Source organism: Vibrio methylphosphonaticus, assembly GCF_023634655.1.
In the GTDB taxonomy this organism is placed as follows: Bacteria; Pseudomonadota; Gammaproteobacteria; order Enterobacterales; family Vibrionaceae; genus Vibrio; species Vibrio methylphosphonaticus.
Genome location: NZ_JAMKMS010000028.1, coordinates 1 through 26,051, shown reverse-complemented (window position 1 = coordinate 26,051; position 26,051 = coordinate 1). Strand labels below are relative to the sequence as shown.

Annotated in this window: 18 protein-coding genes; 9 read left to right on the top strand and 9 right to left on the bottom strand. The window is 45.6% G+C overall.

Annotation, left to right across the window (positions count from 1 at the left end; all coding sequences use genetic code 11):
• Positions 1–60: 60 nt before the first annotated feature.
• The 8 genes from M9196_RS21595 to M9196_RS21560 form a co-directional block, all read right to left on the bottom strand.
• Positions 61–1,014, bottom strand: coding sequence for a hypothetical protein (locus M9196_RS21595; protein ID WP_250619570.1), 954 nt, complete (start codon positions 1,012–1,014; stop codon positions 61–63).
• 59 nt (positions 1,015–1,073) lie between these two features.
• Positions 1,074–1,934, bottom strand: a complete 861-nt coding sequence (locus tag M9196_RS21590; RefSeq protein WP_250619569.1) for a polysaccharide lyase family 7 protein — start codon at positions 1,932–1,934, stop codon at positions 1,074–1,076.
• 76 nt (positions 1,935–2,010) lie between these two features.
• A complete protein-coding gene (locus M9196_RS21585) occupies positions 2,011–3,777 on the bottom strand; it encodes a hypothetical protein (RefSeq protein ID WP_250619568.1) in 1,767 nt (588 codons plus the stop codon).
• 470 nt (positions 3,778–4,247) lie between these two features.
• On the bottom strand, positions 4,248–4,901 hold the full coding sequence (locus M9196_RS21580; RefSeq protein WP_250619567.1) for a DedA family protein: 654 nt from the start codon (positions 4,899–4,901) through the stop codon (positions 4,248–4,250).
• Between the two features lie 62 nt (positions 4,902–4,963).
• Positions 4,964–6,055, bottom strand: a complete 1,092-nt coding sequence (locus M9196_RS21575) for a calcium:proton antiporter (RefSeq protein ID WP_250619566.1) — start codon at positions 6,053–6,055, stop codon at positions 4,964–4,966.
• Complete coding sequence (gene secF / locus M9196_RS21570) at positions 6,052–6,954, bottom strand: protein translocase subunit SecF (RefSeq protein ID WP_250619565.1); 903 nt, start codon at positions 6,952–6,954, stop codon at positions 6,052–6,054. Before secF ends, M9196_RS21575 begins: the two co-directional genes overlap by 4 nt.
• Before the next feature lie 2 nt (positions 6,955–6,956).
• Entirely contained in the window at positions 6,957–8,744 is a 1,788-nt protein-coding gene (gene secD, locus M9196_RS21565; protein WP_250619564.1) for a protein translocase subunit SecD, read from the bottom strand.
• Between the two features lie 176 nt (positions 8,745–8,920).
• The gene (locus M9196_RS21560; RefSeq protein ID WP_250619563.1) at positions 8,921–9,334 is read right to left on the bottom strand and encodes a hypothetical protein; all 414 of its coding nucleotides are present in this window, start codon (positions 9,332–9,334) and stop codon (positions 8,921–8,923) included.
• Between the two features lie 468 nt (positions 9,335–9,802).
• Between M9196_RS21560 and putA the strand changes: the two genes are divergently transcribed.
• From putA to putP, 3 genes are all read left to right on the top strand, one after another.
• Positions 9,803–12,928, top strand: a complete 3,126-nt coding sequence (gene putA, locus M9196_RS21555) for a bifunctional proline dehydrogenase/L-glutamate gamma-semialdehyde dehydrogenase PutA (RefSeq protein ID WP_250619562.1) — start codon at positions 9,803–9,805, stop codon at positions 12,926–12,928.
• An 11-nt stretch (positions 12,929–12,939) separates the two neighbouring features.
• Positions 12,940–13,629 (top strand): 1-pyrroline-5-carboxylate dehydrogenase, encoded by a 690-nt coding sequence (locus M9196_RS21550; RefSeq protein ID WP_250619561.1) that lies wholly within the window; start codon positions 12,940–12,942, stop codon positions 13,627–13,629.
• Between the two features lie 82 nt (positions 13,630–13,711).
• Entirely contained in the window at positions 13,712–15,205 is a 1,494-nt protein-coding gene (gene putP, locus M9196_RS21545) for a sodium/proline symporter PutP (protein WP_250619560.1), read from the top strand.
• A 182-nt stretch (positions 15,206–15,387) separates the two neighbouring features.
• On the opposite strand, the gene M9196_RS21540 is transcribed toward putP, so the two are convergent.
• The gene (locus M9196_RS21540) at positions 15,388–16,107 is read right to left on the bottom strand and encodes a TetR/AcrR family transcriptional regulator (RefSeq protein WP_319946377.1); all 720 of its coding nucleotides are present in this window, start codon (positions 16,105–16,107) and stop codon (positions 15,388–15,390) included.
• A 244-nt stretch (positions 16,108–16,351) separates the two neighbouring features.
• Here M9196_RS21540 and M9196_RS21535 point away from each other — a divergent pair, with 244 nt between their 5' ends.
• The 6 genes from M9196_RS21535 to M9196_RS21510 all read left to right on the top strand — a co-directional run.
• Entirely contained in the window at positions 16,352–17,425 is a 1,074-nt protein-coding gene (locus M9196_RS21535) for an efflux RND transporter periplasmic adaptor subunit (RefSeq protein ID WP_250619559.1), read from the top strand.
• Positions 17,425–18,489, top strand: coding sequence for an efflux RND transporter periplasmic adaptor subunit (locus M9196_RS21530; RefSeq protein ID WP_250619558.1), 1,065 nt, complete (start codon positions 17,425–17,427; stop codon positions 18,487–18,489). The genes M9196_RS21535 and M9196_RS21530 overlap by 1 nt, the downstream gene beginning before the upstream one ends.
• A complete protein-coding gene (locus M9196_RS21525) occupies positions 18,486–21,548 on the top strand; it encodes an efflux RND transporter permease subunit (protein ID WP_250619557.1) in 3,063 nt (1,020 codons plus the stop codon). The genes M9196_RS21530 and M9196_RS21525 overlap by 4 nt, the downstream gene beginning before the upstream one ends.
• Before the next feature lie 336 nt (positions 21,549–21,884).
• Positions 21,885–22,118, top strand: coding sequence for a hypothetical protein (locus M9196_RS21520; RefSeq protein ID WP_250619556.1), 234 nt, complete (start codon positions 21,885–21,887; stop codon positions 22,116–22,118).
• Positions 22,119–22,287: 169 nt separating this feature from the next.
• Positions 22,288–22,779 carry an Lrp/AsnC family transcriptional regulator gene (locus M9196_RS21515; RefSeq protein ID WP_250619555.1) on the top strand — a complete coding sequence of 164 codons (492 nt, stop codon included), beginning with the start codon at positions 22,288–22,290 and terminating at the stop codon, positions 22,777–22,779.
• A gap of 281 nt (positions 22,780–23,060) precedes the next feature.
• A partial coding sequence (locus M9196_RS21510; protein ID WP_250619554.1) for a VCBS domain-containing protein occupies positions 23,061–26,051 on the top strand: 2,991 nt, incomplete at its 3' end.

Sequence of the window (26,051 nt, the reverse complement as noted above, 5' to 3'; positions counted from 1 at the left end):
GTCTTGGCTCTGATCGGCTTATTCGTTGTTGTTACGCTCTGGAGCGCGATATGCAAACGGCTACTCGGATATTTTTTCGACTTCTTTAATTGAAAAGTCAGCAAACCAGACTTCATCTTCTTCTTCGTTAAGGGCGTCTTTATCCTTTAATGAACGGTAGATCCCCCATTTAGGGCGAACAAAATTGCCTTGGCTTGAGTTTGCACCCGAGCGCCACATTTCAAGGTTATCTTGGCTGATTGCAAATAGCGGACTTTGTTCGCCGACTGGTGTGACGGACAAATATAGTGCGCCTGTTTCGCTGTAGGTTGTGCGTACTAAAACCTCTAACCATTGGCCCTGTATCTGTGTTGCCCAATCAATATTTTGCTGGGAAGTATGCAGTAACATGGTTTTGTTATCTGCGGAATCTACATGTCGAACTTCTAATCCGCTCACGCCACTTTTGGTATTGGCGGTAATTGTAACCAGTGGCTGACTGACTGGATCACCATTGTCAGTCACCGCTTTTAATTGAAATAAATGGTTAAAGTGGTTGGTGACAGCCAGAGTCTCTCCTACTCGAAATTTCCAGCGATACTCAAATGTTTTATCTTTAAAGCCTTTTAGTGAATCCACTGACTTGTCATAGACTTTAATTTCGTTACGTTGCCTATCGGTATAGTCTTTATCACGGTCCTTGTCGTGGTCACGATGAATGACAAAACGAAAATAGTTGCCGACCATTGAATCATGGTCTTCGGTGATATGTTTTATCGTGTCATGATTGGCGTCACCATAGAGGTCGGGTGCTTCAATTGAACCCTGCCCCAGAATACTTTCAATGAGTTGGTAAGTTTCGACGCCACCTGCTCCGTCAGAATTGAGTGATGCACTGCTGATTACATAGTATTGACCAGAATCGTCAAGAGGAGGATGGTATGCATCAGATGGTGAGCTTCCACCACAGGCAGACAACAATAGGGAAGAATAGATAACAATGGCAGTTTGAATAATTAACGGTTTACGGCTCATAATCGTCACTCAAATCCAAATAAAAAAAGGCACCCTACAGTGCCCTAAAACAACAATGCTTACTTCTTATCGATAGCATAATCAAGGCTATAGAAGTGCACTTCTCCGGTACCATGTTTAAACTGGTTATAGATTCCGGCTTTGAAGTAACTCAGCATGTGTTTCCAATAAGTAATGTCATGATCGAGTTTGTTTTCACCGTCAACATTGATGACCAACTTCTGGTCGCCGACAATGATGTCAAAATGTGTAGGCATATTTTGTTTTATAGGGCCAAGATCAACACGAAGATAGGCATTCTTACATTCTGCGCTACCTTTATTGCCACTTTTTGAACCACAATCAACAGCGTTGTTTTTAATTACTGCCCAATAGTGGTCTTGTTTGCCTTGGCGGTCTGCGTCGTAAACGACTCGAAGCAGTGGGTGAGGAATGTAACCTGTGCCGTGATTTCCGTCGTCATACGTGCCTTTATTGTGTACTTGCAAGAACGTCATTTCGTCACGCTTTTTCTCGCTGTTTTTCACCGCTTCGCGAGGATGAATAGGCATGAGTTCAGCACTAAGGCGATAGAACGTATTAGAGTCGTTGGATTTGAAGTTTTGTAATACGCGCAACTCGTTGCGTTTTTTAAATCCACTCATTTTGAAAACAAAGGCTTCAGAACCTTTATCGACATAAAAGTTTTCGTTCACGATACCGGTAAAATCGCTATCCAGCGCGATGTCTTTTTTGTTACCAGCTTTGCCTGCGGGGTCAGATATTTGGAGTTTTGACTCGCTGAGAATGTGCTGAAACTGAGTGTAGTTTACTGGAGCGATTTGCTCGCCCGTGGCAGGCTTTATTTCGACCGCGGTGGTCAAGGATGGTGTGGTCAATGCCGCAGCGAGGAATGAAAATTTAATAGCTTTAAATACCATCGAGGGCGTCCTTACTTAAATAGAATGAAAAAGCTCGACCAAAAGGCCGAGCTTTATTTAGTCACCGGGGTGGAAATTAGAACAAGTCCGAATCGACATTGTCGAAGTAAGCGGTGTTCACAATACTTCCGTTGTCACCTGTGTATAGTGTTAGCTGTGAAGGTACGATAGATGAGTCTAGACCAGTAGATGACTGTGCTACATCTGTCGCAATTTGCTGACCATTCATTGTTACAGAGACTAGACCAGCATCTGTCCATGAAATGGTAAGCGAGTGCCACGTATCGAGTTCGATCCCCGATGCAATCGTCACATCGTTGTCGCCTGCTTCATACTTCAGATTGGTGCCCGACTGGTTTAGCTCGAAGTAACGGTCTGAGTTGTTTTTACCATCACCGATGTTTATGTATGTTGACTTGGTGTTAGTCGACGGGAAGTAAGCGTCAACAGAGACGGAACCTGCTGCTGCTGGAGCAGTAAATGCACGCATCGCAAATGGTTTAGTCGCTGAGTTTTTGTCTTCTAGGTACAGAGACTTCTCTGCGCTATCTGTTGGGTCAACTGCAACTTCAGCGGTTGTAGTGCCAGCATCATCATCTTTGATGTTGGCCGTTGTCCAAGCGCTGCTTGCATCACTTATCAAAGCACCCACAGTATAAGATTCGAAATCGTCAGTTACATCTCCAGGCTCTACCGGATCCGTTGTATCGCCACCAGAGCTGATGACCGTTGCTTCTGAGGTGTTGTTGTTGTAAGGACTACCGATTGGTCCAGGTGAATAACTCTCGAAATCATCTTCGAATATCAAAGTGTCGGCTGCGACATCATTTGAGTAGACTTTTAGGTTGTCAGCAACAACTTCATAGTTCGTGGTGTTGCCATTATCACCTAATCGTAAAGCGATCACTTGAACTGGTGTATTATCAGCTACTTCGCCAGTGAAGCTCTCGCCATTGACGGTAAAGGTAAACGTACCATTGTCCCACATTGCTTCGATGGCCAGCTTGTCTCCTGGCGTAAACGAGCTTCCTATACCAGATTCGTCGCCTATTGCCTCAGTGATATCGCCGTTTGCATTACGGTATTGAACTTTACCTTCACTTAAAATGATTTCGCCATGCAGGTTAGCCTTCGATGTGCCTGATGCGTAGAATGAGATGTAAGAGTTATCACCTTCGCCATTGGCACCCTGTTCAGTATCTTCATCAAGTTGGTAAATGAAATCGACAGTCAGTTTACCGGAAGTGATGGCTGTTTCTGCAGCGTTCACAGCGGAATCAGAAAGCTTCAGTCGTAATTCACCAGTATCCGTAGTTAGCGTATCTAAAATTTGAACTGAGTTGTTATCGCCGGCTAACGCATTCGCAGCTTTAATTGCATCGGCAACGGCGGTGTCTGCGGACTCGACAGCAGAAAGTTCATCAAAATTCGCCGTATCAATGACGAGATTACCATCAGTGACGGTAAACGTAGCTCCGGTGATGTCGTTTGCGCCATTTGCGTCGTAGTAGACGAAATCGATAGTTTGAGGATCGTTTTCAAACCCATCAACGTAGGTATCTGTATAAATAGTGTACGTGCCAGGTGTCGCGTCATCATCGTAGTATTTTTGGACATTATTACCATCAAAGACGTACACATTAGGTAAATCTGTACTAGTTGCCGTGGCGGCGACATTACTTGTATCGCCAAAGCTCCAATTGCTACCGACTAAAGGTGAAACTGGAGTGGTTTCACCTCCGCCTCCTGTTTCGGTCTCGTTAATAACTTCAGGTCCATTACAACCCATTAATAGACCCGTTGAAATGGCTACTGCCGCCGCTACTTTAGTTATTCGCATCATAAGTTCTCTTCACGTCCCTTGAAATTGTTATTCAATAGTATTGTATTATTTTATATTTTATTTCTAGTTGTAAGAATGTGTAGCTTGACTGCTGTCACGTGTAACGGGGTGTGTTGGTGAAAATTTGTGATCAACCTAGTAATAATTGATAGATTTGATAACTAAATACTGTTTAGGACCAGTTGGACGATATTTTAACGATATCAACTAAGCCGAAAGTGAATGTTGAAGCATAAAAAGGCGAAGGGTTTAGTTTAAAAAAATTGCCTAATGTTGATTAGGCAAGAGAATAGAAGTGATTATGGTGTTTTGTCGATATAAGTAATCATACATAAATGCGACCATTTCATTATTCAGCGCTTTACAGCAATGCGACGTAACATACATGAACGCAAAAAGGGAGGGGGGGTTGTATGCATATTACTATTGTCACCCCCCTCCTTGCGTCTGGAGTTTCATGAAAGGACGGTCTAGAGATTCAAATGTTCACTTTTTGATGTCATGTAACGATAGAAGAGTCCAATCACGGCTGCCATGACTAACATGAGGCTCATGATGACTAAACCCTTGGAAATGAGTTCTTGATAGTTGCTCAACCTAGGGTGAACCATTAGCCACTTCCCTGACAACATTAGCACTAGGCACCAAATCACAGAGCTGCTAATACTGATAATGATTGTCCGAAGGACATTCAATTTAGACAAGCCCATTAACATTGGAGTGAGGACTCTGACAAAAGGAATAAAACGCGAAATAAAAAGGGAGAGAAACCCATAGTGATGCAGAAGTTCTTTCGCTCTAGGTAATGCATCATGGGGGAGCACGCGATTTAGAAAGGGCACTAAGCGTGTTTTGTGGAGCACTCTACCTTGCAAATAGGCGTTAATACTACCAAGTGATGCCGCCAAACAGAGTGCGCCAGCGGCAGGGTAAAACTCCACAATACCCAGACCCACTAGTCCTCCAATGAATAACACTAGACTATCTCCGGGTAGAGGTAAGAAGACAAAACTGGATTCCAGTAACAGAATAAATGCCAGTAGAAGTAAAAAGCTGTTTAATGAGCTGACTTGCTGCAGCGTCTCGAAATCGTGGTGCCAAATAGCAATAAATATGTCTAACATTGGACGTCCCTCCGTAATAGGCAATACCTTGTGCTGAGGCAGCACAAGGTAGATGGGTGGTATTACTCAAACATCAAAATGATGTACGCAATAAACAAGACAAGGTGCGCAACCCCATTAAGGGAGTTGGTTCGTCCGCTACTAAAACTAACACTTGTCATCACGAGTGTGGTCGCGAGCAAGACCATTTCGGCCGGTGCGAGCCCTAATTGAACTGGCTGGTGGATAATTCCTGAAATAAGTAAAACCGCAGGCACCGTTAATGCGATGGTCGCAAGCACGGAACCGAAGAACAGATTCATAGCGCGCTGTAGCTGATTATTCAGTGCTGCTTTTGCCGCACCGACGGCTTCTGGCGCTAAGATCAAAATAGCAACGATTAATCCTCCTAGCGCTGGTGGAGCACCAAGTAAGCCGACCGTCCCATCAATAGGAATGGCTAAGCTCTTAGCAAGCAAAATCACCACTAGTAGGTAACCAATGAGCATGAGCGAGTGATAAAGATTGCTGCCTAGCGGTCCATGGAATTCATGCTCATCTTGATGATCTTCATCCATAAAAAAGTGCGTGTGGCTGCTGGTTTGTATGAATAAAAATACCGCATATAAAACGATGGAAACCAGCACCAACGTTACGGTGAGCGTAGTCGACATCGAACCCTGCTCATCAATGCTGGTGAAGTTTGGCAGCACAAGACACAACAGCGCTAGAGGAACAATGGCAACGAGGTACGACTTTATGCCATCGAGGTTATATTTCTGCGTGTGATATTTGAGCCCTCCGATTAACAGCGTTATCCCGACGAGCCCATTCAATACGGTCATGATCACCGCAAACATAGTGTCACGTGCTAATACTGGGTTAGCGTCTCCCGTGAGCATGACGGATGAAATCATCACCACTTCGAGCAAAATAACGGAGATGGTTAGAATTAGCGTGCCATAAGGGTCACCAAGCTTGATCGCTAGTGCATCTGAATGACGCACAACGGCAAATATCGCCGCCATGACCACCACAAACAGCCCCGCGGTGAGTAAAAGCCCCATTGACGATCGCATTTGTGTTTCAAGTATGCCCGCTCCGCCAAATTGGAACAGTACCACCGTGAGTAGGCCTAGCAAAAAAACAAATTCTTGTTTGATCAATCGTGTCATGGCAAAACCTCCTCAGGTGTGGGTTTTGCGACGCGATAGTGTGCAGGGCTAATACCAATCAGTTGTGGCAAAGTGACGCCGATAGAAATGGATGACCATGTTCCACTGGCAATCCCTAAGCACAGCGCTATAGCAAACCCTTCAAGTGCGGGACCACCCAATAACCATAGGCTGGAGACTGTGACCAGCGTGGTGCCTGAAGTGACGAGTGTTCTTGAAAACGTAGCGGTGACGGCTTGATTAATCAGGGTATTGGCGGACGCTTTAGGTTTGGCTTTAAAGAGTTCACGAGCTCGGTCTGCAATGATGATTGAGTCATTTAACGAGTATCCCAGTACTGCGAGCACGGCGGCGAGAATCGTTAGGTTGAACTCCATTTGAGTTATGGCGAAAAGCCCTAATACGAGAACGACGTCATAGGTCAACGCCACTAGCGCTCCCAACGCGAGTCGCCATTCAAATCGATAGCTCAGGTATAACATGGTTAAGACAAAGCACGCTAGGATCGCAATGCCGCCTTGCTCAACCATATCTTGTCCCACTTGCGGACCAACAATGCTGCTATTGAGCACTTCTACGTGTTGGCTGATGGATTCAAGAGTAGGGGATAACGCCAATGCTTGGTCACCCAGCTGGTTATAGCGAAGTATCCATCGTCCAGGCTCTGTGGAGCTGACAACTTGAACATCTTGCAATAAAACTTGTTCAAGATAGGATTTAATGTCGGTTAGTTTGAGCGCTTCATCAAGACGAACTTCTGCAACGATGCCGCCAGTAAAATCCAGCCCCCAGTTAAACCCTTGCAAGGTGATAAACAAGGTTGCAGTTATAAAGAGCAACGCTGACATTGCCGACATGCCGTAGCGAACACGGGTGAGTGAGTGTTGAAAGATGTTCATGGTTAAATCCTTACTTCACGGCGTTGATCACGCCCCCAAATGAGATTGATGACGGCGCGAGACAAAAATACCCCAGTAAACAAGCTCGTGAGTAATCCGAGTCCAAGCGTGATGGCGAATCCTTGAATCGGCCCATTACCAATGGTGTATAACGCAATCGCAACAATCATCGTGGTTAGGTTGGCGTCGAATATGGAGCTAAAGGCACTGTGAAAGCCTTTATCAATGCTTTGTGCAAAGGTTCTTCCTTCACGCATTTTGTCTTTGATTCTTTCAAAAATGAGGACGTTGGTATCGACCGCCATTCCAACCGTTAACACCATGCCGGCAATGCCTGGCAGAGTCAGTACCGCTCCGGGAAGTAAAGCGATGAGTCCGAACAAACACACCATATTGGCAAGTAGGGCTACATTGGCCACCCAGCCCATACGGCGATACCACAGCGCGATAAAGCTCAGTGTGAGAGCCAAGCCAAGAGCAAGCGCGGCAAAGCCATTTTGAACATTTTCAGCGCCTAGTGATGGTCCTATGGTTCTTTCTTCAATGATGGTTACCGGTGCAGTCAGCGATCCTGCTCTCAGCAGCAGAGCCAGTTCTTGCGCATCCTGCATGCTTCCTACCCCAGTGATCCTAAAGCGGCTGCCAAGCTGAGATTGAATCGTCGCGACACTAATTACTTCGCTGACTTGTTGGCTTTCACCTTTCGAATCACGGCTGTACTCGTTGTAGAGGGTCGCCATGGGTTGCCCGATGTTGGCTCGAGAGAATTGTGACATCTTTCGACCGCCTGCTGAATCGAGAGAAATATTGACCTCTGCGGTTCCCATGTCGCTGATGCCAGCTCTGGCGTCAATAATATGCTCGCCCGCTAAAATGGCGCGTGGATTTACATTCACAGGGTGACCTTCGCTGTCGAGTAATGAGAGCGTTTGTCTGGTCTGCGTGGCCGGAACTGAGTGAAAGGCCAGCGAAGCGGTAGCACCAATCACGTCTTTAGCCGCTGCTGGGTCTTGAACGCCAGGCAATTCGATTCGTATGCGGTTTTCACCTTGACGCTGCACTGAGGCTTCAGTAATGCCTAGCTCGGCAATACGCCCGCGCATAATTTGTAAGTTCTGTTGAACCGTAAGGGTTCGCAGCGACACCTTTTCGTCATCAGAGAGCGACAGCGTGACTGTGCTACCACTGATGCGGCTATCCCAATGGGCAAATTGGCTACGAAGTAATGTTCGTGCTGCGCTGACATCTTGATCGTTATAGAGATTGATTTGAACGGAGTCGTTAACTTCACGTCCACGGCTAGCACGAATCTCACTGGAAAATTCATCGATAACCATTTGACGATGAGCTTGATACACAGGCTCCATATCAACTTCTAGCAAAAACTGCACGCCACCGCGTAAGTCCAGACCAAGGGCAATGGGTGAAAACCCAGCATTAAGCAGCCATCGTGGTGCCGCAGGTTCCATCGCTAATGCGACGGTCGTCGATTCTGGAAGGAGCGCTTTTAGTAAGCTCTGAGCTTGAGCTTGCTGGGTCGCGTCATCAAAAATCATGACGGTGGTATCGCCGTTTTGCTCAATACTCATAGGAGTAATGTTGGATTGTGTAAGGGATTGGGATAACAACGTCGCATCCGTCGGCTGCCCACGATGATTAATATGCAAGGCAGCATTTTCACCAAATACTGATGGCAATGCACTAAATAGCATCACTAATAACGTCATAGCGAGCACGATGTATTTCCATTTCGCTAAGCGATTGATGGAACGATGGGTGTGTTTTTTCAAAAGACAACTCTCTCATTCATTTTTGGTATGAACACACAAGACCTAGCAAAGCTGCGACATAGGGCAATCCCTAGCATGTTGTCTTAAATAGGATTAAGCACACGATGCAAAGAGACAGGTGTCGATTGGACTTGGGTGTAAGTGGTGCGGCTCAGGTGGGACTGAGCATGAGAGAATTAGCTAAATCTGGCGTGTTGATGAGAATAGAGAGTGTTGGCGTCTTTCCAGCCCGACAAACGCGAAGGTGAAGCGCTCACGCGGCTTGTCCAGTGCATTTGAGTCGACAGGATCGTCGCGGGTTTGGTTGCCATCTCTAATAGAGGTGGTGGTAAAAAAGCGATGAGTAGTAAGTACTCTGGATCCGCCCTGTACTCTGAGCAATTGGTGTCACTGATTATTCGGCGAGAGACCGAAAGAAAAAAGGGACTGATGTTGTCATTTAATGCCGAACCATCGTCTTCAGTATCCAGTGAGTCTAACGTATCGCTGGCGAGTTGAGTCGAATTGAGTTGCACCAAATCTAGGGAGAGGGGTGTACTAGCCGTCGAGTGAGGGGATGTCTCAAATGATGCGTACTCAGTCGCGCTCACAGTGTAAGAGCACACTGTAATCATTATCGCGATAAAGAGGTGGTAGCAACGTTTAAGCAAAGTCAGTCGGTACTCATGTTATTGGCATCGATTTATTCGCTGGCAGTATACCGGATGGAGGTCTCAAAATGGGCCAAAGTCGCGGTATTAAGTGTTAATAGATATTACCTATGAGGCTAGGGTGTTGTCTTAGCAACATTATTTTTATTCGCTGCTTGCTATGTATGAACAAACCTTTTCAGTAAGCGTTAGTATTCGTAACGAAACAATATGTTAATTTGATTGCAGAATGTAATGGCTCATATTGTTTTTTAAGATGTGACATTGTATTAGTTTTGTTAATAAGCGTAGAAAATAGCAAAAAGCTCGGAGTTTTTGACAAGTAATCATCGTGCGCTCACAATACACTCCCTGCCATTGTAGTACGCCTGCCGCCTATTGCGGTTGGAGCGAGATTGAGGATGACGCATGTTTACAGCAACTGATGTGCTTAAAAAAGAGTTTGCCGAGCAGCCGCTTGAGCAGCTTTGGTCACTGATCTCTCCACTATACATGGTGGATGAATCACAATGGTTACAGCAACTTTTACCTTTGGCGACGCCTAGCGGTGATGAAGCCACACAAATTCCGCTGAAAACCACACAGTTAATCGAGGCGATTCGCGCCGACAAAAATGCCATTCAAATGATTGATGCGCTGCTATTGGAATACAGCCTTGATACCCAAGAAGGGATCTTGTTGATGTGTTTGGCAGAAGCGCTAATGCGTATTCCGGATTCTGCTACGGCTGATGCGCTGATCCGTGACAAACTCAGCGTAGCGGACTGGAAGTCGCATCTGAAAAGTTCAGACTCTGTGTTTGTCAATGCGTCCACGTGGGGCTTAATGCTCACGGGTAAAGTAGTAGGACTGGGCGATCAGGAAACACAAAGCCCTGCTAAAGCAATGAACAAACTGGTGAATAAATTCTCTGAGCCCGTGATTCGTAAAGCGATGTACCAAGCGATGAAAGTCATGGGACATCAGTTTGTGCTTGGGCGCAGTATCAGTGAAGCACAAAAGAACGGTAAGAAGATGCGTGATCGCGGCTTTACCTATTCTTATGACATGCTAGGTGAAGCGGCGCTAACAAAAGCCGATGCGGATAAATATTTTAAAGATTACCTAATGGCGATAGAGGCGGTTGGGGGCGATAAGTATGGACTTGATACGAGCCCTGCGCCGTCTGTCTCCATTAAGTTATCGGCGCTACACCCCCGCTATGAAGTGGCGAATGAAGCGCGCGTCTTAACTGAATTGTGTGACACGCTTACGCAATTGCTGACACGAGCACGTGAGCTTGATGTGGCGATTACTATCGACGCAGAAGAAGCCGATCGTCTTGAGTTGTCGTTGAAACTGTTTGAAAAAGTCTATCGAAGCGATGTCGCGAAAGGTTGGGGAAAATTTGGCCTAGTTATTCAGGCATACTCAAAACGTGCCCTGCCAGTGCTCGTATGGATCAACGCATTGGCGAAACAGCAAGGCGACCTTGTTCCTCTGCGCTTAGTTAAAGGCGCGTACTGGGACAGCGAAGTGAAGTGGTCTCAACAAGCGGGCTACGACGCTTACCCGGTTTTCACTCGCAAAGAAGCGACGGATGTCGCGTATCTTGCCTGTGCAAGATTTCTTTTAAGCGAAAATGTTCGCGGAAATATCTTCCCGCAATTTGCTAGCCACAATGCGCATACAGTGACGGCAATTGCCACGATGGCGCCGCACACTAACTATGAGTTCCAGCGTCTGCATGGTATGGGGGATTCTCTCTATGATCACGTCATGGATACGCATAAACAGCCTGTCCGTATTTATGCCCCGGTCGGCAGCCATAAAGATCTTTTACCTTATTTGGTTCGTCGTTTGCTAGAAAATGGCGCGAATAGCAGCTTTGTGCACCGTTTAGTGGATGCCCGTTGCCCGGTAGAGACATTAACGGTTCATCCTGTTGATGCGCTGAATGCTAATACCACTCTGCACAATGATCAGATTGATTTGCCACCGAATATTTTTGCCGATCGCAAGAACTCCGTGGGCGTCAATGTCGATATCGAATCAGAAGCGAAAGACTACGAGCACAAAGTCGAAGCCTTCTTGAGTAAGCACTGGAAAGGGGCACCGATCATTAATGGTGTGTCCTTATACGAAAGCATGATCAAGGAAGGAGCGACACTCGATACCGTTACCGCCCCTTATGATCGTCGTATAGTCGTGGGGCAAGTCGCGATGGCAAAGCATGATCATGTTTCCGAAGCTATCCGGATCGCTGATCAAGGCTATGCTTCATGGTCTAAAGTGAGCTATCAAGAACGCGGCGCGTGTTTGTTGAGGCTTGCTGATGCGTTGGAAGACAACTTGTACGAGCTTGTCGCACTTTGTCACCAAGAAGCGGGTAAGACCATTCACGATTCTATTGATGAAGTACGAGAAGCGGTGGATTTCTGTCGCTATTACGCCAAACAACCACACGTATTCGAGCCTCAATCCCAGCTTGGTTTCGACGGAGAATCGAAAACCTTTAACCGTCAAGGTCGTGGTGTTTTCGTTTGTATTAGTCCTTGGAACTTCCCATTGGCGATTTTCTTAGGTCAGATCTCCGCGGCACTAGTTGCAGGGAATACCGTCGTAGCGAAACCTGCAGAGCAAACGTCTTTGATTGCTGTTAAAGCCGTTGAGCTGATGCTTGAAGCGGGTTTCCCTGCCAATACGATTCAGCTTATTACTGGGTATGGCGCCGACGTTGGTCATGCATTGACCTCTCACGATGCGATTGCTGGTGTGGCATTTACGGGTTCAACACCGACGGCGCAGCGTATCAACAGTACGCTCGCTGCTCGTCAAGTTGCCCCGGTTCCTTTTATAGCGGAAACCGGCGGCCAAAATGCCATGATTGTTGATTCTACCGCGCTACCTGAACAAGTGGTACGCGATGTGGTGCGAAGTGCATTTGCATCGGCAGGGCAACGTTGTTCGGCACTGCGTGTGTTGTTTGTACAAGACGATATTGCCGACCGTGTTGTTAACTTGATTCAAGGGGCGATGGCGGAGCTTAATGTCGGACTGCCTTATTTACATGCTACCGATGTGGGGCCAGTTATTGATAAAAAAGCGAAGGAAAAACTGCTTAGCCATATTGAGTTGATGCAAATCCATGGCAAGAAAGTGGCGCAATTGTCGCTAGACAGTGAGTGTGGCGAAGGGGACTTCGTGGCACCAAGCGCTTTCGAAATTGATGATATTTCCATTTTGAAAGAAGAGCAATTTGGTCCAATTCTACACATTGTTCGCTTTAAAGCGGCCGAGTTACCAAGTGTTGTTGAGCGCATTAATGCGACTGGCTTTGGACTGACGCTGGGTATCCACAGTCGAAACGAATCCACTTACCGCTGGATAGAAAAACATACTCGTGTCGGGAACAGTTACATCAACCGAGACCAAGTAGGTGCGGTAGTGGGCGTACAACCATTTGGTGGTCAAGGTTTATCTGGAACCGGACCTAAAGCGGGTGGACCGCACTATTTGTATCGTTTTACTGATGCTATTCAAGTAGCGAAATAAGGAGAAAAATCATGGTCAATAACACAACAATTTTCTCTGATGTTTTTGGTGCCTGGGAGCAATGGAACATCACTGAGTTTACCGAGCAGCGAGAATGTGTACTGTCACTGCAGCGCAATATGAATGAACTGAATGGGACGTTAGCCAGTGTCATGGCGTATCACATTCAGCAGGCGAATGTTCTATTAGGCTCGCCTCACTTAATGCCGGGGCCCACGGGTGAAACCAATGAACTTTATGCGGCGGGTCGTGGCGTGGTGCTTATAGTCGTTGAAAGCGAAGACGCTCAAGCGAGCATTGCGGCCATTGCTCAGATCACAGCGGCGTTAATCGCAGGAAACGGTGTCATTGTTAGCTCAAACAATACCACTTTTAATCAACTTTTAGTTTCGGCGGTTGAGCGCTCTCAATTGCCATCACAGCTTGTTCATATCGTACCTTTGGAAGAAGCCAATGCCTTTATCGACTTAGATGTTCGAGTGGTAGGTTTGGTAGGCTCTGAAGAAACGTTATGGCAGGTCAATCATCAATTAGCGAATCGTACGAGTGCGATTGGTTTGTTGGTGTCTGAAACGGATCTGACGTCAATGCCAACGTCACACGATCCAAATCTAGTATTGAAGTTTATTACAGAAAGAACTCGAACTATCAATATTACAGCAGTGGGGGGGAACGCTACCTTGTTAGAACTTGGTAGTTAAACGGTATTTTTGCTAATGCCCCCTATCGGCCTTCACTTTGAATACTCAGGTGAAGGCTGAATTCTAGGATGAGGAAATAATAATGATTCAAAATAGCTTTGCTATTACGACAACTTTTATCGCGTATTTAGCGATGATGCTTGCCATTGGTGTGATTGCCTATAAGCGCACGTCAAACTCAAGTGACTACTTTTTGGGCGGACGTTCACTAGGACCATGGCCTGCGGCTTTGTCGGCGGGTGCGTCTGACATGAGTGGTTGGTTATTGCTAGGTCTACCCGGTTACGCTTATGCCGCTGGTATTGAAGCATTCTGGCTCGCTGGTGGCTTGTTATTAGGCACATGGCTGAACTGGCTACTGTGTGCTAAACGCCTTCGTACTTACAGTATTACTACCGACGCGCTAACCTTACCGGAATATTTTTCTCGTCGTTTTAATGACAACTCGAAAATGATTCAGGTAATTTCTGCGTTCTTTATTTTGCTTTTCTTCCTTTTCTATACCAGTTCTGGTTTAGTGGCGGGCGGTAAACTGTTTGAGACGGTCTTTGGTTTGGATTACACCACCGCGGTCATTATTGGCACCGTATGTGTTGTGTCTTATACGTTGTTTGGTGGCTTCCTTGCGGTATCTTGGACGGATTTAGTTCAAGGCTTGCTCATGGCAGCGGCATTGATGATTGTGCCAGTAGCGGCGATGCAAGGTGGGTTTGGACAGGTTGTTAGTGACCTTAGCGCAATCAACCCAGAACTACTTACGCTATGGAATGATACCAAGGGTCAGCCTTTATCTGCGATTGCAATTATTTCGCTTGTGGCTTGGGGTCTTGGCTACTTTGGTCAACCACACATTCTTGCGCGTTTTAAAGCGACACGCAGTAATAAAGATCTGACCACAGCACGTCGTATTGCCGTGGTTTGGTCTGCGCTGTCTATGGTCGGTGCAATGCTAGTCGGTGTGATTGGTTTGCTGTATGTGACGAACTCGGGCGGTGATGTGCTAGCCGATGGTGAAAAAATCTTCATGTTGCTAGTGAACGCGATGTTCCACCCGGTGATTGCCGGTATTCTGTTAGCAGCTATTCTGGCTGCCATCATGAGTACCGCAGATTCACAGTTATTGGTGTCATCTTCGGCGCTAGCGGAAGATTTTTACAAGCAAGTCATCAATAAAGAAGCAACCTCTGAACAAGTCGTTACGGTTGGTCGTGTTGGGGTTGTGGTTATTTCAATCATTGCATTGGTATTGGCAATGACGCCAGATAGTTCAGTGCTAGGGCTGGTCTCTTACGCTTGGGCAGGTTTTGGCGCTGCATTTGGACCTGCAGTGTTACTTAGCTTGTACTGGGCTGGTATGAACCGAAACGGTGCGATTGCTGGTATCTTAGTTGGTGGTATTACCATTGTGGTATGGAAGCAGCTAACGGGTGGAATTTTTGATGTTTATGAAATTGTCCCAGGATTCATACTATCAGCGCTTGCTATCATTGTCGTGAGTGTCGTTACCGGCGGTCCTTCAAAAGACGTGCAAGATCAACATGATGTATTTGAAAAGAACTTGGTTGAATTAGACTAACGGTGCTTTTTAAAGAAAAGGCTCCTACTCATCGAAAAATGAGAGGAGCCTTTTTTGATTGTATCTAATGATGAGGTTCGAATCCTGTACCAACCGTACGCCCCTAAATCTATAGTACTCTAAATCAATAATACTCTAAATAAACGGTACTCGAGGTTAATAGCGTTGCGAGACCCTAACGCTTAAAGTGGGGTTTCTTTCCAGCCACATTCTACTTTGTGTACGAGATCTTCCAATTTATTAGGTGTGAGACGATCGGCAGCGGCGATGCCAAATCGGCAAGCGACTTGATTTTCAAACATTGACCAGTGTTTCACCAGACACGTATCCAAATCTTGGGTTTCTTCCGCCCAGGTGGCTTTAAGCATGGGGAGCATACACGCAGCACCGTGGGCAAACATCATCATTTGCCATTTTAGTTCCACCATATTGAGCGGTGTGTCAGGTTGACTGGTGTTATAAGCATCGACCAACTTATTGACGATACATTCGATCTCGCCATTACTATCGATAAAATAGTCGAAGAACTCATTTTCTTGTCGCATGGCGTCCGCAATGAGCTGGATAGGTTGTCTGATGACAATGATATGGGCCAGCATTTCGACAGAAAATCGATACAGTTTTACGTTGGCTGCCGTCGTTTCTGGCAGTTCATCGAGTAGATGCAAGATGTACTTTTGCATGTAGGCGTGCAAATGGTCGCTGATGCAATACCAAATCTTTTCTTTGCTGCCAAAGTGGTGACGGATCAAGCTATGTGACACTCCCGCCTTTTCGCTGATATTGCGAATCGACACGCGTTCATATCCTAATTCACAGAACATTTCTGCTGCAACGGTCATGATGAGATTCTTTGTCTCTTCCGCCGCCATGGCACTACGACGCCCTTTTTTCTTCTCCACTCGATACCTTTTCTATTTTCGATGTGCGTATATAGGGTACTGCACTTTCCCGTTCACCGACAAGGTGTTCATCAATGAGCATTGCTGATTAATGAACGCCGGTGACGAGGCGTATATAACCAAAATGAATGATAGTTCGATAAAATATTATACTACACAGTTGTGCAGTAACTATTGATCTGAAGTAAATTATACATATACTGCACAGCTGTAAAGTATAATTACAATATCAGAGATAAATACTATGAACACTTATCGTCTATTCAAACGAAGTGCCTTGATTACTTTTCCTGCATTGGCAGCGATTATTCTGTCGGGGTGTAATCAAGCTCAATCCGAAATCCGTGAACCGGTCATTAAGCCAGTGAAGGTGCTTAAGGTTCCGGCGCTTAACTTTGCTCCGGTCAATAGCTACTTAGCGCAAGTTGATGCAACTGACCGTGCCCAGTTATCGTTTCAGGTAGGCGGTCAAGTGGCGTCAATCGATGTAAAAATGGGCGAATCGGTGAGGGCGGGGGAAATTCTAGCAACATTGGACCCTACCGATTATCAAGTCGCGTTAGACGCTCGCCAGGCTGAATTTGATTTAGCTAACTCTCAGCTTAAACGGGCACAGCAATTGGTTGAGAAAAAACTGATTAGTGCCGATAGATTTGATCAGCAAGAAACTCAATATAAAGCAGCTCAAGCTGCGCTTGAGCAAGCAAAGTCTGATTTGGGGTATACCCAGATTATTGCCCCATTTGATGGCGTTGTTTCAATGACTTATCACAAAGCGTATGAGGTGGTAGGAGAAAAACAGCCAATCCTTAATTTGATCAGTAGTGACGAATTAGATGTCACGTTTTCCATTCCCGTCCCGGTTGTGAAATCCATGACATTTGACGAACTGCAGCAGCAGCGATTCTTTGTAACGTTAGACAGTCATCGCAATCAACAAATTGAAGCCTCGTTTCGTGAAATTGCGATGCAGCCGGATTTAGATACCAACAGTTACACGGCGTCGGTTTCGATAAACAAACCATCCAATATCAATATTTTATCTGGAATGTCTGGACAGGTGCATATTCAAAGCGAAGCCACCAATCGCGCAATATCACTGCCTAAAAGTGCATGGATTACTCAACAAGAGGGTGAAGGCCAAGTTTGGATATTTGAACCTGCTACGCAAGAAGTCCATCAGACTAAATTGGTGCTCAATGAACAAGGTGAAATTACCGCAGGTCTTCAATATGGTGATCAGGTCGTGATCGCTGGCGCTGGAAACTTGATGGAAGGTCAGCAGGTTAAACTATGGACACGCGAGGGCGGCATCTAATGAAAAAGGTATTTTTCATCACGCTGAGTCTGGCAGTACTTGCTCTACAAGGCTGCAATTCCGATGTGGCGACGCGCAGTGCTGCGCAAACAACGGTGGCTTCTTTTCAAGTTTCTCAACCGGTATCGAAGCAGTTTCGAGAGTTTCGTGGTCAAGTTGTGACGGCAGAACAAACCAATCTAGCTTTTCGTATTCGTGGTGAAATATCCCACCTTCTCGTAAAGCCTGGTCAATCCGTTAAGAAAGGGCAGGTTGTCGCTAAACTAGATGACAAGAAATTGCAGCAACAGTATCGAGATGCCCAAGCTCAATTTGAACTGGCGACGAAGCAACTGCGTCGAGGGACTGAATTGTTTGCTAAAGATATGATTTCCAATTCTGAACTCGATGAGCTGACGTCAAGTAAGCAGTTAGCCAAAGCAAAGTATCAGAACATGCAACATCAACTCCAGTACACCAGTTTACGAGCGCCTTTTACTGGCGTTGTTGCGGATGTATTGAAAGAGCGCTTTGAAAATACCAGCCCGGGTGAAACTATTGTGTCAGTGTATCAGGCTGACAAAGTGTACGTAAAAATCAGCTTATCTGATTACATACTGGCGTCTATTACGCCGGACTCTCAACGCAATAAGTATCAACCCTTGGCTTTTTTCTCAGACCGAGAGCATGGCTTTACCATGCAGTATCTTGAACACTCGAGTGAACCTGATGCACAGTCTCGAGCTTACGAGCTTTGGCTGCAAATGCCGCAACCAAAACAAACCATATTGCCTGGCGCAAGTGTGAGCGTGCATGTGGACATGGTGGCTGCAGGTTTAAGTACAATTCAAGGGTATCAATTACCAATGACAGCGCTTGAACCGGGCACGTCTTCTTCTGAATTTTATGTTTGGAAGCACATTGATGGCAAGGCAATGCGTACCTTGGTTCACGTTGACCAGGTGAATAGTTTTGGTGTGATTGTCGATTCAGGCGTGACGGAAGGGGATGTATTGATTGTTTCGAGTTTGAGAAAGCTTCGCGATGGTGAGTTAGTGACGCTTAAAGGGAGCGAAGAGAAATGAGTCTTACGGAATATTCAATTAAGAACCGAGTGATCAGCTGGCTTTTCTTAGTCATCTTAACCGTGGGTGGTATTACATCGTTTATGGACCTGGGGCGTCTTGAAGACCCAGCATTTACTATCAAAGACGCCATGATAATCTCTACCTACCCGGGGGCTACCTCAACGGAAGTTGAAGAAGAGCTGACGTACCCGTTAGAGAAACAGATTCGACAGTTACCATACATTGACAATATTAAGTCAACGTCCTCGGATGGAATGTCGCAGATTATGGTTAGTATGCGGATGGATTATGGTCCAGATGAACTGCCACAAATTTGGGATGAAATGCGACGCAAGATTAACGATTTAAAACCGAGCTTACCAAGTGGTGTGAATTCGGTGCAAATCATTGATGATTTTGGCGATGTGTTCGGCGTGATGATCATGCTAACGGGCGATGGCTATGATTACGTGGAGCTTAAACGTTATGCGGATTATTTAAGCCGAGAGATCGAGCTTGTGGATGGGGTGGGGAAAGTTAACATTTCTGGCGATCAACAAGAAATGTTATTCGTCGAGCTTTCACTTAATCGCTTATCCGCGCTTAACCTAGATATGAACACCGTCTCGGGTTTGCTGAATCAACAAAACAGCGTCCAGTCTGCTGGGGAAATCATGATTAATGGTGACAACCTAGCGATTCGCCCGAATGGCAACCTTAACTCAGTCGAGTCGTTGGAAAATCTCATTATTCATGGTCGAGATACCGGCAACTTGATTCGATTAAAAGACGTCGCGAAGATATCAAAAGGCATCCAAGAAAAGCCATCAAACGTGATTACTTTTAACGGTAAACCCGCGATTAATTTAGCCATCTCGTTTACATCGGGTGTGAACGTTGTCGACGTTGGTCACGTGATTGATACGAAATTAACTGAGCTTGAGAATATAAAACCAGCGGGTATCAATTTAGATTATTTTTACAACCAATCGGCAGAAGTTGATAAATCGGTAAAAGACTTTGTCGTCAGTTTGGCGCAAGCGGTAGCGATTGTGATTGTTGTTCTCCTGTTTGCTATGGGTGTGCGCAGTGGTCTAATTATCGGGATTGTATTGCTCTTGACGGTATTTGGTACCTTCATTTTGATGAGTATTAATAATATCGAGTTGCATCGAATTTCCCTTGGCGCTTTGATTATTGCTTTGGGGATGCTGGTGGATAATGCCATCGTTGTGGTCGAAGGGATATTAGTTGGGCTAAAGCAGGGCAAGACGAAAACAGAAGCCGCGAAAGCGATCGCCAAGCAAACGCAGTGGCCACTACTCGGCGCGACCGTCATTGCTATCACAGCATTTGCACCGATTGGGCTTTCTCAAGATGCAACGGGTGAATTTATGGGCTCGCTGTTTTGGGTGCTCTGTTTTTCATTATTTTTAAGTTGGATTACGGCACTGACGTTAACGCCTTTTCTAGCAAACCTAATGCTCAAAGAGGAAGCGGCGGCGGTCGATTCAGAGCAGGTTGATCCGTACAAAGGTATTCTATTTACGGTATTTCGTTGGTCACTGGAGCTTGCGCTAAAGCTGCGTTGGTTGACTGTTATTGGTATGGTTGCGCTACTCATTTCTGCTGTCATGGCGTTTGGCATGGTGAAACAGTCGTTTTTCCCAGCCTCTAATACCCCCATGTTTTTTGTCGATATGTGGATGCCAGAAGGCACCGATATTCGACAGACACTGAAGCAAACGGAAAAAGTGGAAGCGTATATTCGCTCCCAAGAAGACGTGGACTTTGTGTCTACATCTGTTGGGCAAGGCTTGCAGCGATTCATGTTGACGTACCAGCCAGAAAAAAGCTATGAAGCGTATGCGCAGTTGCAGGTTCGAGCCACGACCCGCGAAGATATGTTTACTTTATTGGACAAGCTTGATCAAACACTGTCGAGTGAGTTTACCGCGCCGTCTTTTCAGCTGCGTTTAATGGAGTTTGGGCCTTCTCCTGCTTCCAAAATAGAAGCAAGAATCATCGGACCTGATCCACAAATATTGCGCGATGTTGCCGTTCAAGTTGAAGACATTCTGCTCGCTGACTCGGGGGCGCGTAATATTCGTCATGACTGGCGAGAACGCACTAAAGAGTTAGTGCCGCAATTTAACGAATCTAAAGCGCGTCGACTTGGTATTTCAAAAGAAGATCTCTCTACTACCTTACAGCTTGCGTTTGGTGGCAACACGATTGGCGTGTTTCGTGATGGTACGCAGCGTTTGCCGATTGTTACCCGTTTAACGGAAGAAGAACGAGTGGATTACTCGTCTCTTCAAAATATTTCCATCTGGAGCCCGATGCTTCAAACGTATGTTCCGGTCGAGCAAGTGGTGGATGATGTCACGCTAGATTGGGGAGAGCCTTTGATTCAGCGTCGAGATCGAAAACGCACACTCACGGTGCTTGCTGATCATGATGTGTTAGGGGACGAAACCGCAGCTACCCTATTTGCCCGGATTCAGCCACAAGTTGAAGCCATCGCTTTGCCAGAAGGTTATGCCTTGGAGTGGGGCGGCGAATATGAGTCATCAAAGGATGCGCAAGAGGGCATGTTTAAGTCACTGCCTATGGGTTACTTACTCATGTTCATCATCACGATGTTGCTATTTAACTCATTTAAGAAGCCACTGGTGATTTGGTTGACCGTGCCATTATCCATTATTGGTGTGGCATTTGGTTTACTGCTTTCTGGAATGCCATTTAGCTTTACTGCATTACTGGGTTTATTAAGTCTAAGTGGAATGATCCTGAAAAATGGTATTGTTTTGATGGATCAAATAAACTTGGAGTTAGAAACGGGTAAGGATCCGTATCTGGCGATCGTCGATAGTGCGGTAAGTCGTGTGCGACCTGTCAGTATGGCGGCCCTAACAACCATACTCGGTATGATCCCACTAGTCTTTGATGCATTTTTTGGTTCTATGGCAGTGACGATTATGGCTGGGCTGGGTTTTGCGACCGTATTGACGTTGATTGTTGTCCCTGTGCTTTTTGCTATTTTCTTTAGAATTAAACCGATTCAGAAGAATTGATAATGCATTAATAGATATGGATTCAAAGCCCGCATGTTGCGGGCTTTTTTATGTTCGAAGATCCTAAGCGGTGAGCGCTTAGTCAGCGAATGGCCGAGTCATTTAGCACATGTATGGATCGGTATTCAACGCTGTGGATTTGCGGTCGATCTCGAGATTGAAGTGTTGAGATCGGACAATCTGTAAGTAAGTTTCGACATCTTGATCAAAAATTCGCAAATAAATGACATGAATTTTGAATGTATGCCTCATTTTCTGCAATGATCGTTTTATATACACGCTGACCTTGAACACAATATGGTCAGCAAATGATCAGACTTCCAGGAGAACAGAAAAATGCCAACGAACTACTGTGCGGCGTGCAAAAAGAAAACGGCACATAAAGCGGTGATGAAACGTAGCCCAAATGAAAGTGCTTCTATGTTACAAAGTTTTCAGCAGTTGATGTCACAACTAGTCAATGGCAGTGGATATTATAAATTGGAACGTCGAATTATTTGTCGAGTATGCAACCAGGAAAATCAGGTTGAAGCAGAGCCAGTGTTAAATCAGCAAGCCAACCTTGCCTAGCATTTACTGATAGCGCATTTGTAGAACCAATCATACTTTTGCGACTAGCGACTTTTTTATTAAAAAGCGTCGTCAAATTAGATTAGTCGCAGAGTGTGATCCGTGGTGTTTTTAACTTGCCAGCATTTAATTTACAATCAAGTAACAAATATTCACTTGAGATGTCATTGTGGCTCAGCTAGCTTTAGATAAAATTGATTTAGAAATACTTAGAATATTAACCCTAAAGGGTCGAATGCCTATCGTGGAATTGGCCAAGCAAGTTAATCTTACGACCTCACCCTGCTCCGACCGTGTAAAGCGACTTGAAAAAGAAGGCTTTATTCGAGGTTATCATGCTGAATTGAACCCTGAAAAGCTAGGGTTAGATGTTCAGGTCTTTATACATATTCGTCTCGATCAAACCAGTTTCTCTATTTTCGATAAGTTTGCTAAAGCGGTTGATTTAATGCCTGAAATAGAGGAATGCTATTCCCTATCTGGTGACTTTGACACTATGATCAAAGTACGAACTAAAGATATGAAATCCTATCAGTCTTTTATGTCAACTAAGCTTGGTACATTGCCCGGTGTCATTCAAACACGTAGTGAAGTCGTGATTGAAGAGCATAAAACGGGCTTTGGCGTTAACCCAGAATTACTTGATACACTCAATACATAATTTATACATATCTAGACCTAACTGCACTTGCAACCGCTAGAAATCGTCTTTCTCCCCTCTTCTATCCCTGGACCGTATTTCGTTTTTGAGAATTGTTTAAAAAACCTCATTGTTGTGATTCATATTTGTAAACAAATCTGGTATTTAGAGTTATATATATTAGAAATAACATTCGACCTACCTATACTATTTGGCGTAGAGGTTGGAGTGGACAAATCATGGTGATACGACAAACCAGTCAATGATTTCTTGTCCGACAGTTTGGTGTAAAGGAGCGCGCTATGGGTTTTGCTGCATTTTTGGGGCTTGCAAGTGTTACAGGAACATTGGTGCTTGATAAAAAAGGTCAGCTAAAAGTATTAGCGGAGGGTGTCGAACCCAAAGCCGGGGAAGTGGTCCTCTCTGTTGTTGATGGTCAGGATTCAAGCGAGCTTGCTGGTATTGATGTGATTGGAGATAACGGGCAAGTTACCAATTCTGCTCGTTTAAGTCCGTCGGACACTCAAGATATAGCGGATATTATTGGTCAAATTGAAAGCGGACAAGATCCGACTCAAAATGAAGACCAAGCGACTGCGGCTGGTGAAAGTGTCAGTTCGAGTATTACTGAGGTCGCGACACTCGAAGCAACCCACGAGCAAGTCTTAGCAGCAACCTTCTTTGAAACAATTGGACTTGATCGCCAAAGTCTTAACCAACCTCAAACCGATACGTTAATTGATGTATTAGCAAACTCCGCTCCTGTCACTGTTTTTGACGCTCGTAACTTTGATGAAGAATCATTAGATAGTGATCTAAATCTCAGCTTTCCAGTTGATGCGAATAATGACACGTTAACCCTTACCATTACGGAGCTTCCTAAACTCGGAGTGCTCACTCTTGCCGACGGGACACCGGTGACAGTAGGTCAGGTCCTCACTGAAGCCGAGTTCGAATCTCTTCAATATGATGCACCCCAAGAATACACTTCCGGCGATGACGCGGGTCAAATTTTGTATACCGTAGACGATGGACGAGGCGCTGAAAACTCGGTCCAGACCGGTGGTGTTCTACTGACCATCAACCCAATTAACGATATTCCCGATATTATCGATGTCGGTGCTGCTGATGTTGTGGAGGCGGGGAGTTTAGATGGCGGTACTAACGTCGATGGCATCGCAACAGCCGAAGGTCAAATTACAGCAACCGACAACGATACCGATGCTGTACTGACTTACGGTGTTGAAAATACAAGTAATGAATACGGCACCTTAGCGGTTGATGAGTTGACAGGTGAATGGGTGTTTACCCTCGACAATAATGCTCCTGCGACACAAGCTCTCAAAGAAGGTGAATCAGTTGACACGACGTTCACCATTACTGTCACCGATGATAAGGGTGCGCAGGTTACTCAAACGCTGCCTATAACCATTGAAGGTACCAATGACGTTCCCACTTTTGGAGCGAGTGGAGATACCGCAGGTGCTGTGACTGAATCTTCTGATGGTGTAGCTAATGACTCAATTGCGACGGGAATTTTAGCGGCAACAGATGTAGATGCTGACGCAACGTTAGACTATCAAGTGATTGATGGTGTCACTGATTATGGGGCGCTAACCTTTGATGATGAGGGGAAATGGACGTTTACCCTCGATAATGAAGGGAATGCGACGCAAGCGTTAACGGAAGGTGAAACCAAGCAGCTGGATTTTGTCGTTACCGTTACGGATGAATTTGGCGCGGTGAGCCGTGAAGTCGTCTCTATTACGATTACAGGCACTAATGATACGCCGGTTATTGACGACTTAACAGGGACGACTGGCTTAGTGACTGAAGCTGGTCATAATGATGATGGTTCGTTGGTGACAGGGACTTCGATAGCCAGTGATACCATTAATGCATCAGACGTTGATGGTTCATTGACCTTTACCTCTCAAGGACAAAGTGATTTCGGCTCTTTTGAAGTTGATGATCAAACCGGAGTGTGGAGTTTCCAGCTCGATAATGATGCAGCGGTTACACAAGCGTTGCGTGAGGGGCAAGAAACGTCGGTGGTGTTTAACGTTATTGCCACGGATGACACAGGCGCGTCAGTGACTCAGCCTGTGACGATTACGATTGTTGGCACCAATGATAAGCCAACCATCTTATCAAGCAGTGATTTACAGGGATCAGTCATCGAGGCCGGGAATCTTGATAATGGTACGTTGGTTGATGGTGTTGCTACTGCGACAGGAACACTGGTTGGCTCGGATGTAGATGCCAGTGCAAATCTGACATTTTTTATTGAAGATGGGAGTAGTGATTTTGGTGCTATGACCGTTGATCCTGATGGGACATGGGAATTTACTCTAGACAACGAGACCTCTCAATCTCAAGCCCTCAAAGAGGGAGAAGTACACAACGAGACCTTTACGGTAACGGTGCGTGATGAATTTGGCGCGGTAAACACTGAAATAATCACGATTGCCATCACAGGTACCAACGACCAGCCAGTCTTCACCTCAAGTAGTACGTTTACTGGTGAAGTGATAGAGGCTGGTCATAATGATGACGGGACCGAAGTGGATGGAACCCCGACTGCGTCAGGGACTCTATTTGGCTCTGATGTTGATAGTGATGCATTGCTAACGTTTTCAATCGATGATGGCAGCAGTGATTACGGTGAACTCAGCGTAACTGCTGATGGTACGTGGATATTCACACTCGATAATAATTCAGATCAGACTCAAGCCTTAAAAGAAGGCCAGAAACAAGACGTCAACTTTTCTGTCAACGTCACCGATGAGTTTGGTGCCGTGAATACAGAAATCGTCACCATTACCATTACGGGAACCAATGATGTTCCCGTGATTGAAGACTCCAGTGTCGTCGCGGGATCTGTTATCGAAGCGGGTGATGATAACGTTCCTGGTGTTGATATCGCCACCGGTAATATTGTTGCAACTGATGTGGATGCGGATTCAGTAGCAAGTTTCTCATACAGCGGTGACAGCGACTTCGGGACCTTTGTGATTGACCCCGTATCCGGTAACTGGACATTTACGTTAGACAATGATGCTGATGCGACGCAAGCGTTGAAAGAAGGACAAGTTCAAGACGTTACGTACACGGTTAGTGTCACTGATGATAAAGGCGCTATCACAAGCCAAGATGTCGTAATTACGATTACAGGTAGCAATGATTCGGCAACCATCGTCAGTGGTGATACTTCGCAACTCACCGAAGATGACGGAGTGATGAGCGGTAATCTTATCGCCTCTGAGCAGCTGGTCATCAGCGACGAAGATGCC

Coding starts and splice junctions, on each gene's coding strand:
- M9196_RS21595 (WP_250619570.1), bottom strand. CDS start 1,014: ATGAGCCGTAAACCGTTAATTATTCAAACTGCCATTGTTATCTATTCT.
- M9196_RS21590 (WP_250619569.1), bottom strand. CDS start 1,934: ATGGTATTTAAAGCTATTAAATTTTCATTCCTCGCTGCGGCATTGACC.
- M9196_RS21585 (WP_250619568.1), bottom strand. CDS start 3,777: ATGATGCGAATAACTAAAGTAGCGGCGGCAGTAGCCATTTCAACGGGT.
- M9196_RS21580 (WP_250619567.1), bottom strand. CDS start 4,901: ATGTTAGACATATTTATTGCTATTTGGCACCACGATTTCGAGACGCTG.
- M9196_RS21575 (WP_250619566.1), bottom strand. CDS start 6,055: ATGACACGATTGATCAAACAAGAATTTGTTTTTTTGCTAGGCCTACTC.
- secF (WP_250619565.1), bottom strand. CDS start 6,954: ATGAACATCTTTCAACACTCACTCACCCGTGTTCGCTACGGCATGTCG.
- putA (WP_250619562.1), top strand. CDS start 9,803: ATGTTTACAGCAACTGATGTGCTTAAAAAAGAGTTTGCCGAGCAGCCG.
- M9196_RS21550 (WP_250619561.1), top strand. CDS start 12,940: ATGGTCAATAACACAACAATTTTCTCTGATGTTTTTGGTGCCTGGGAG.
- putP (WP_250619560.1), top strand. CDS start 13,712: ATGATTCAAAATAGCTTTGCTATTACGACAACTTTTATCGCGTATTTA.
- M9196_RS21535 (WP_250619559.1), top strand. CDS start 16,352: ATGAACACTTATCGTCTATTCAAACGAAGTGCCTTGATTACTTTTCCT.
- M9196_RS21530 (WP_250619558.1), top strand. CDS start 17,425: ATGAAAAAGGTATTTTTCATCACGCTGAGTCTGGCAGTACTTGCTCTA.
- M9196_RS21525 (WP_250619557.1), top strand. CDS start 18,486: ATGAGTCTTACGGAATATTCAATTAAGAACCGAGTGATCAGCTGGCTT.
- M9196_RS21520 (WP_250619556.1), top strand. CDS start 21,885: ATGCCAACGAACTACTGTGCGGCGTGCAAAAAGAAAACGGCACATAAA.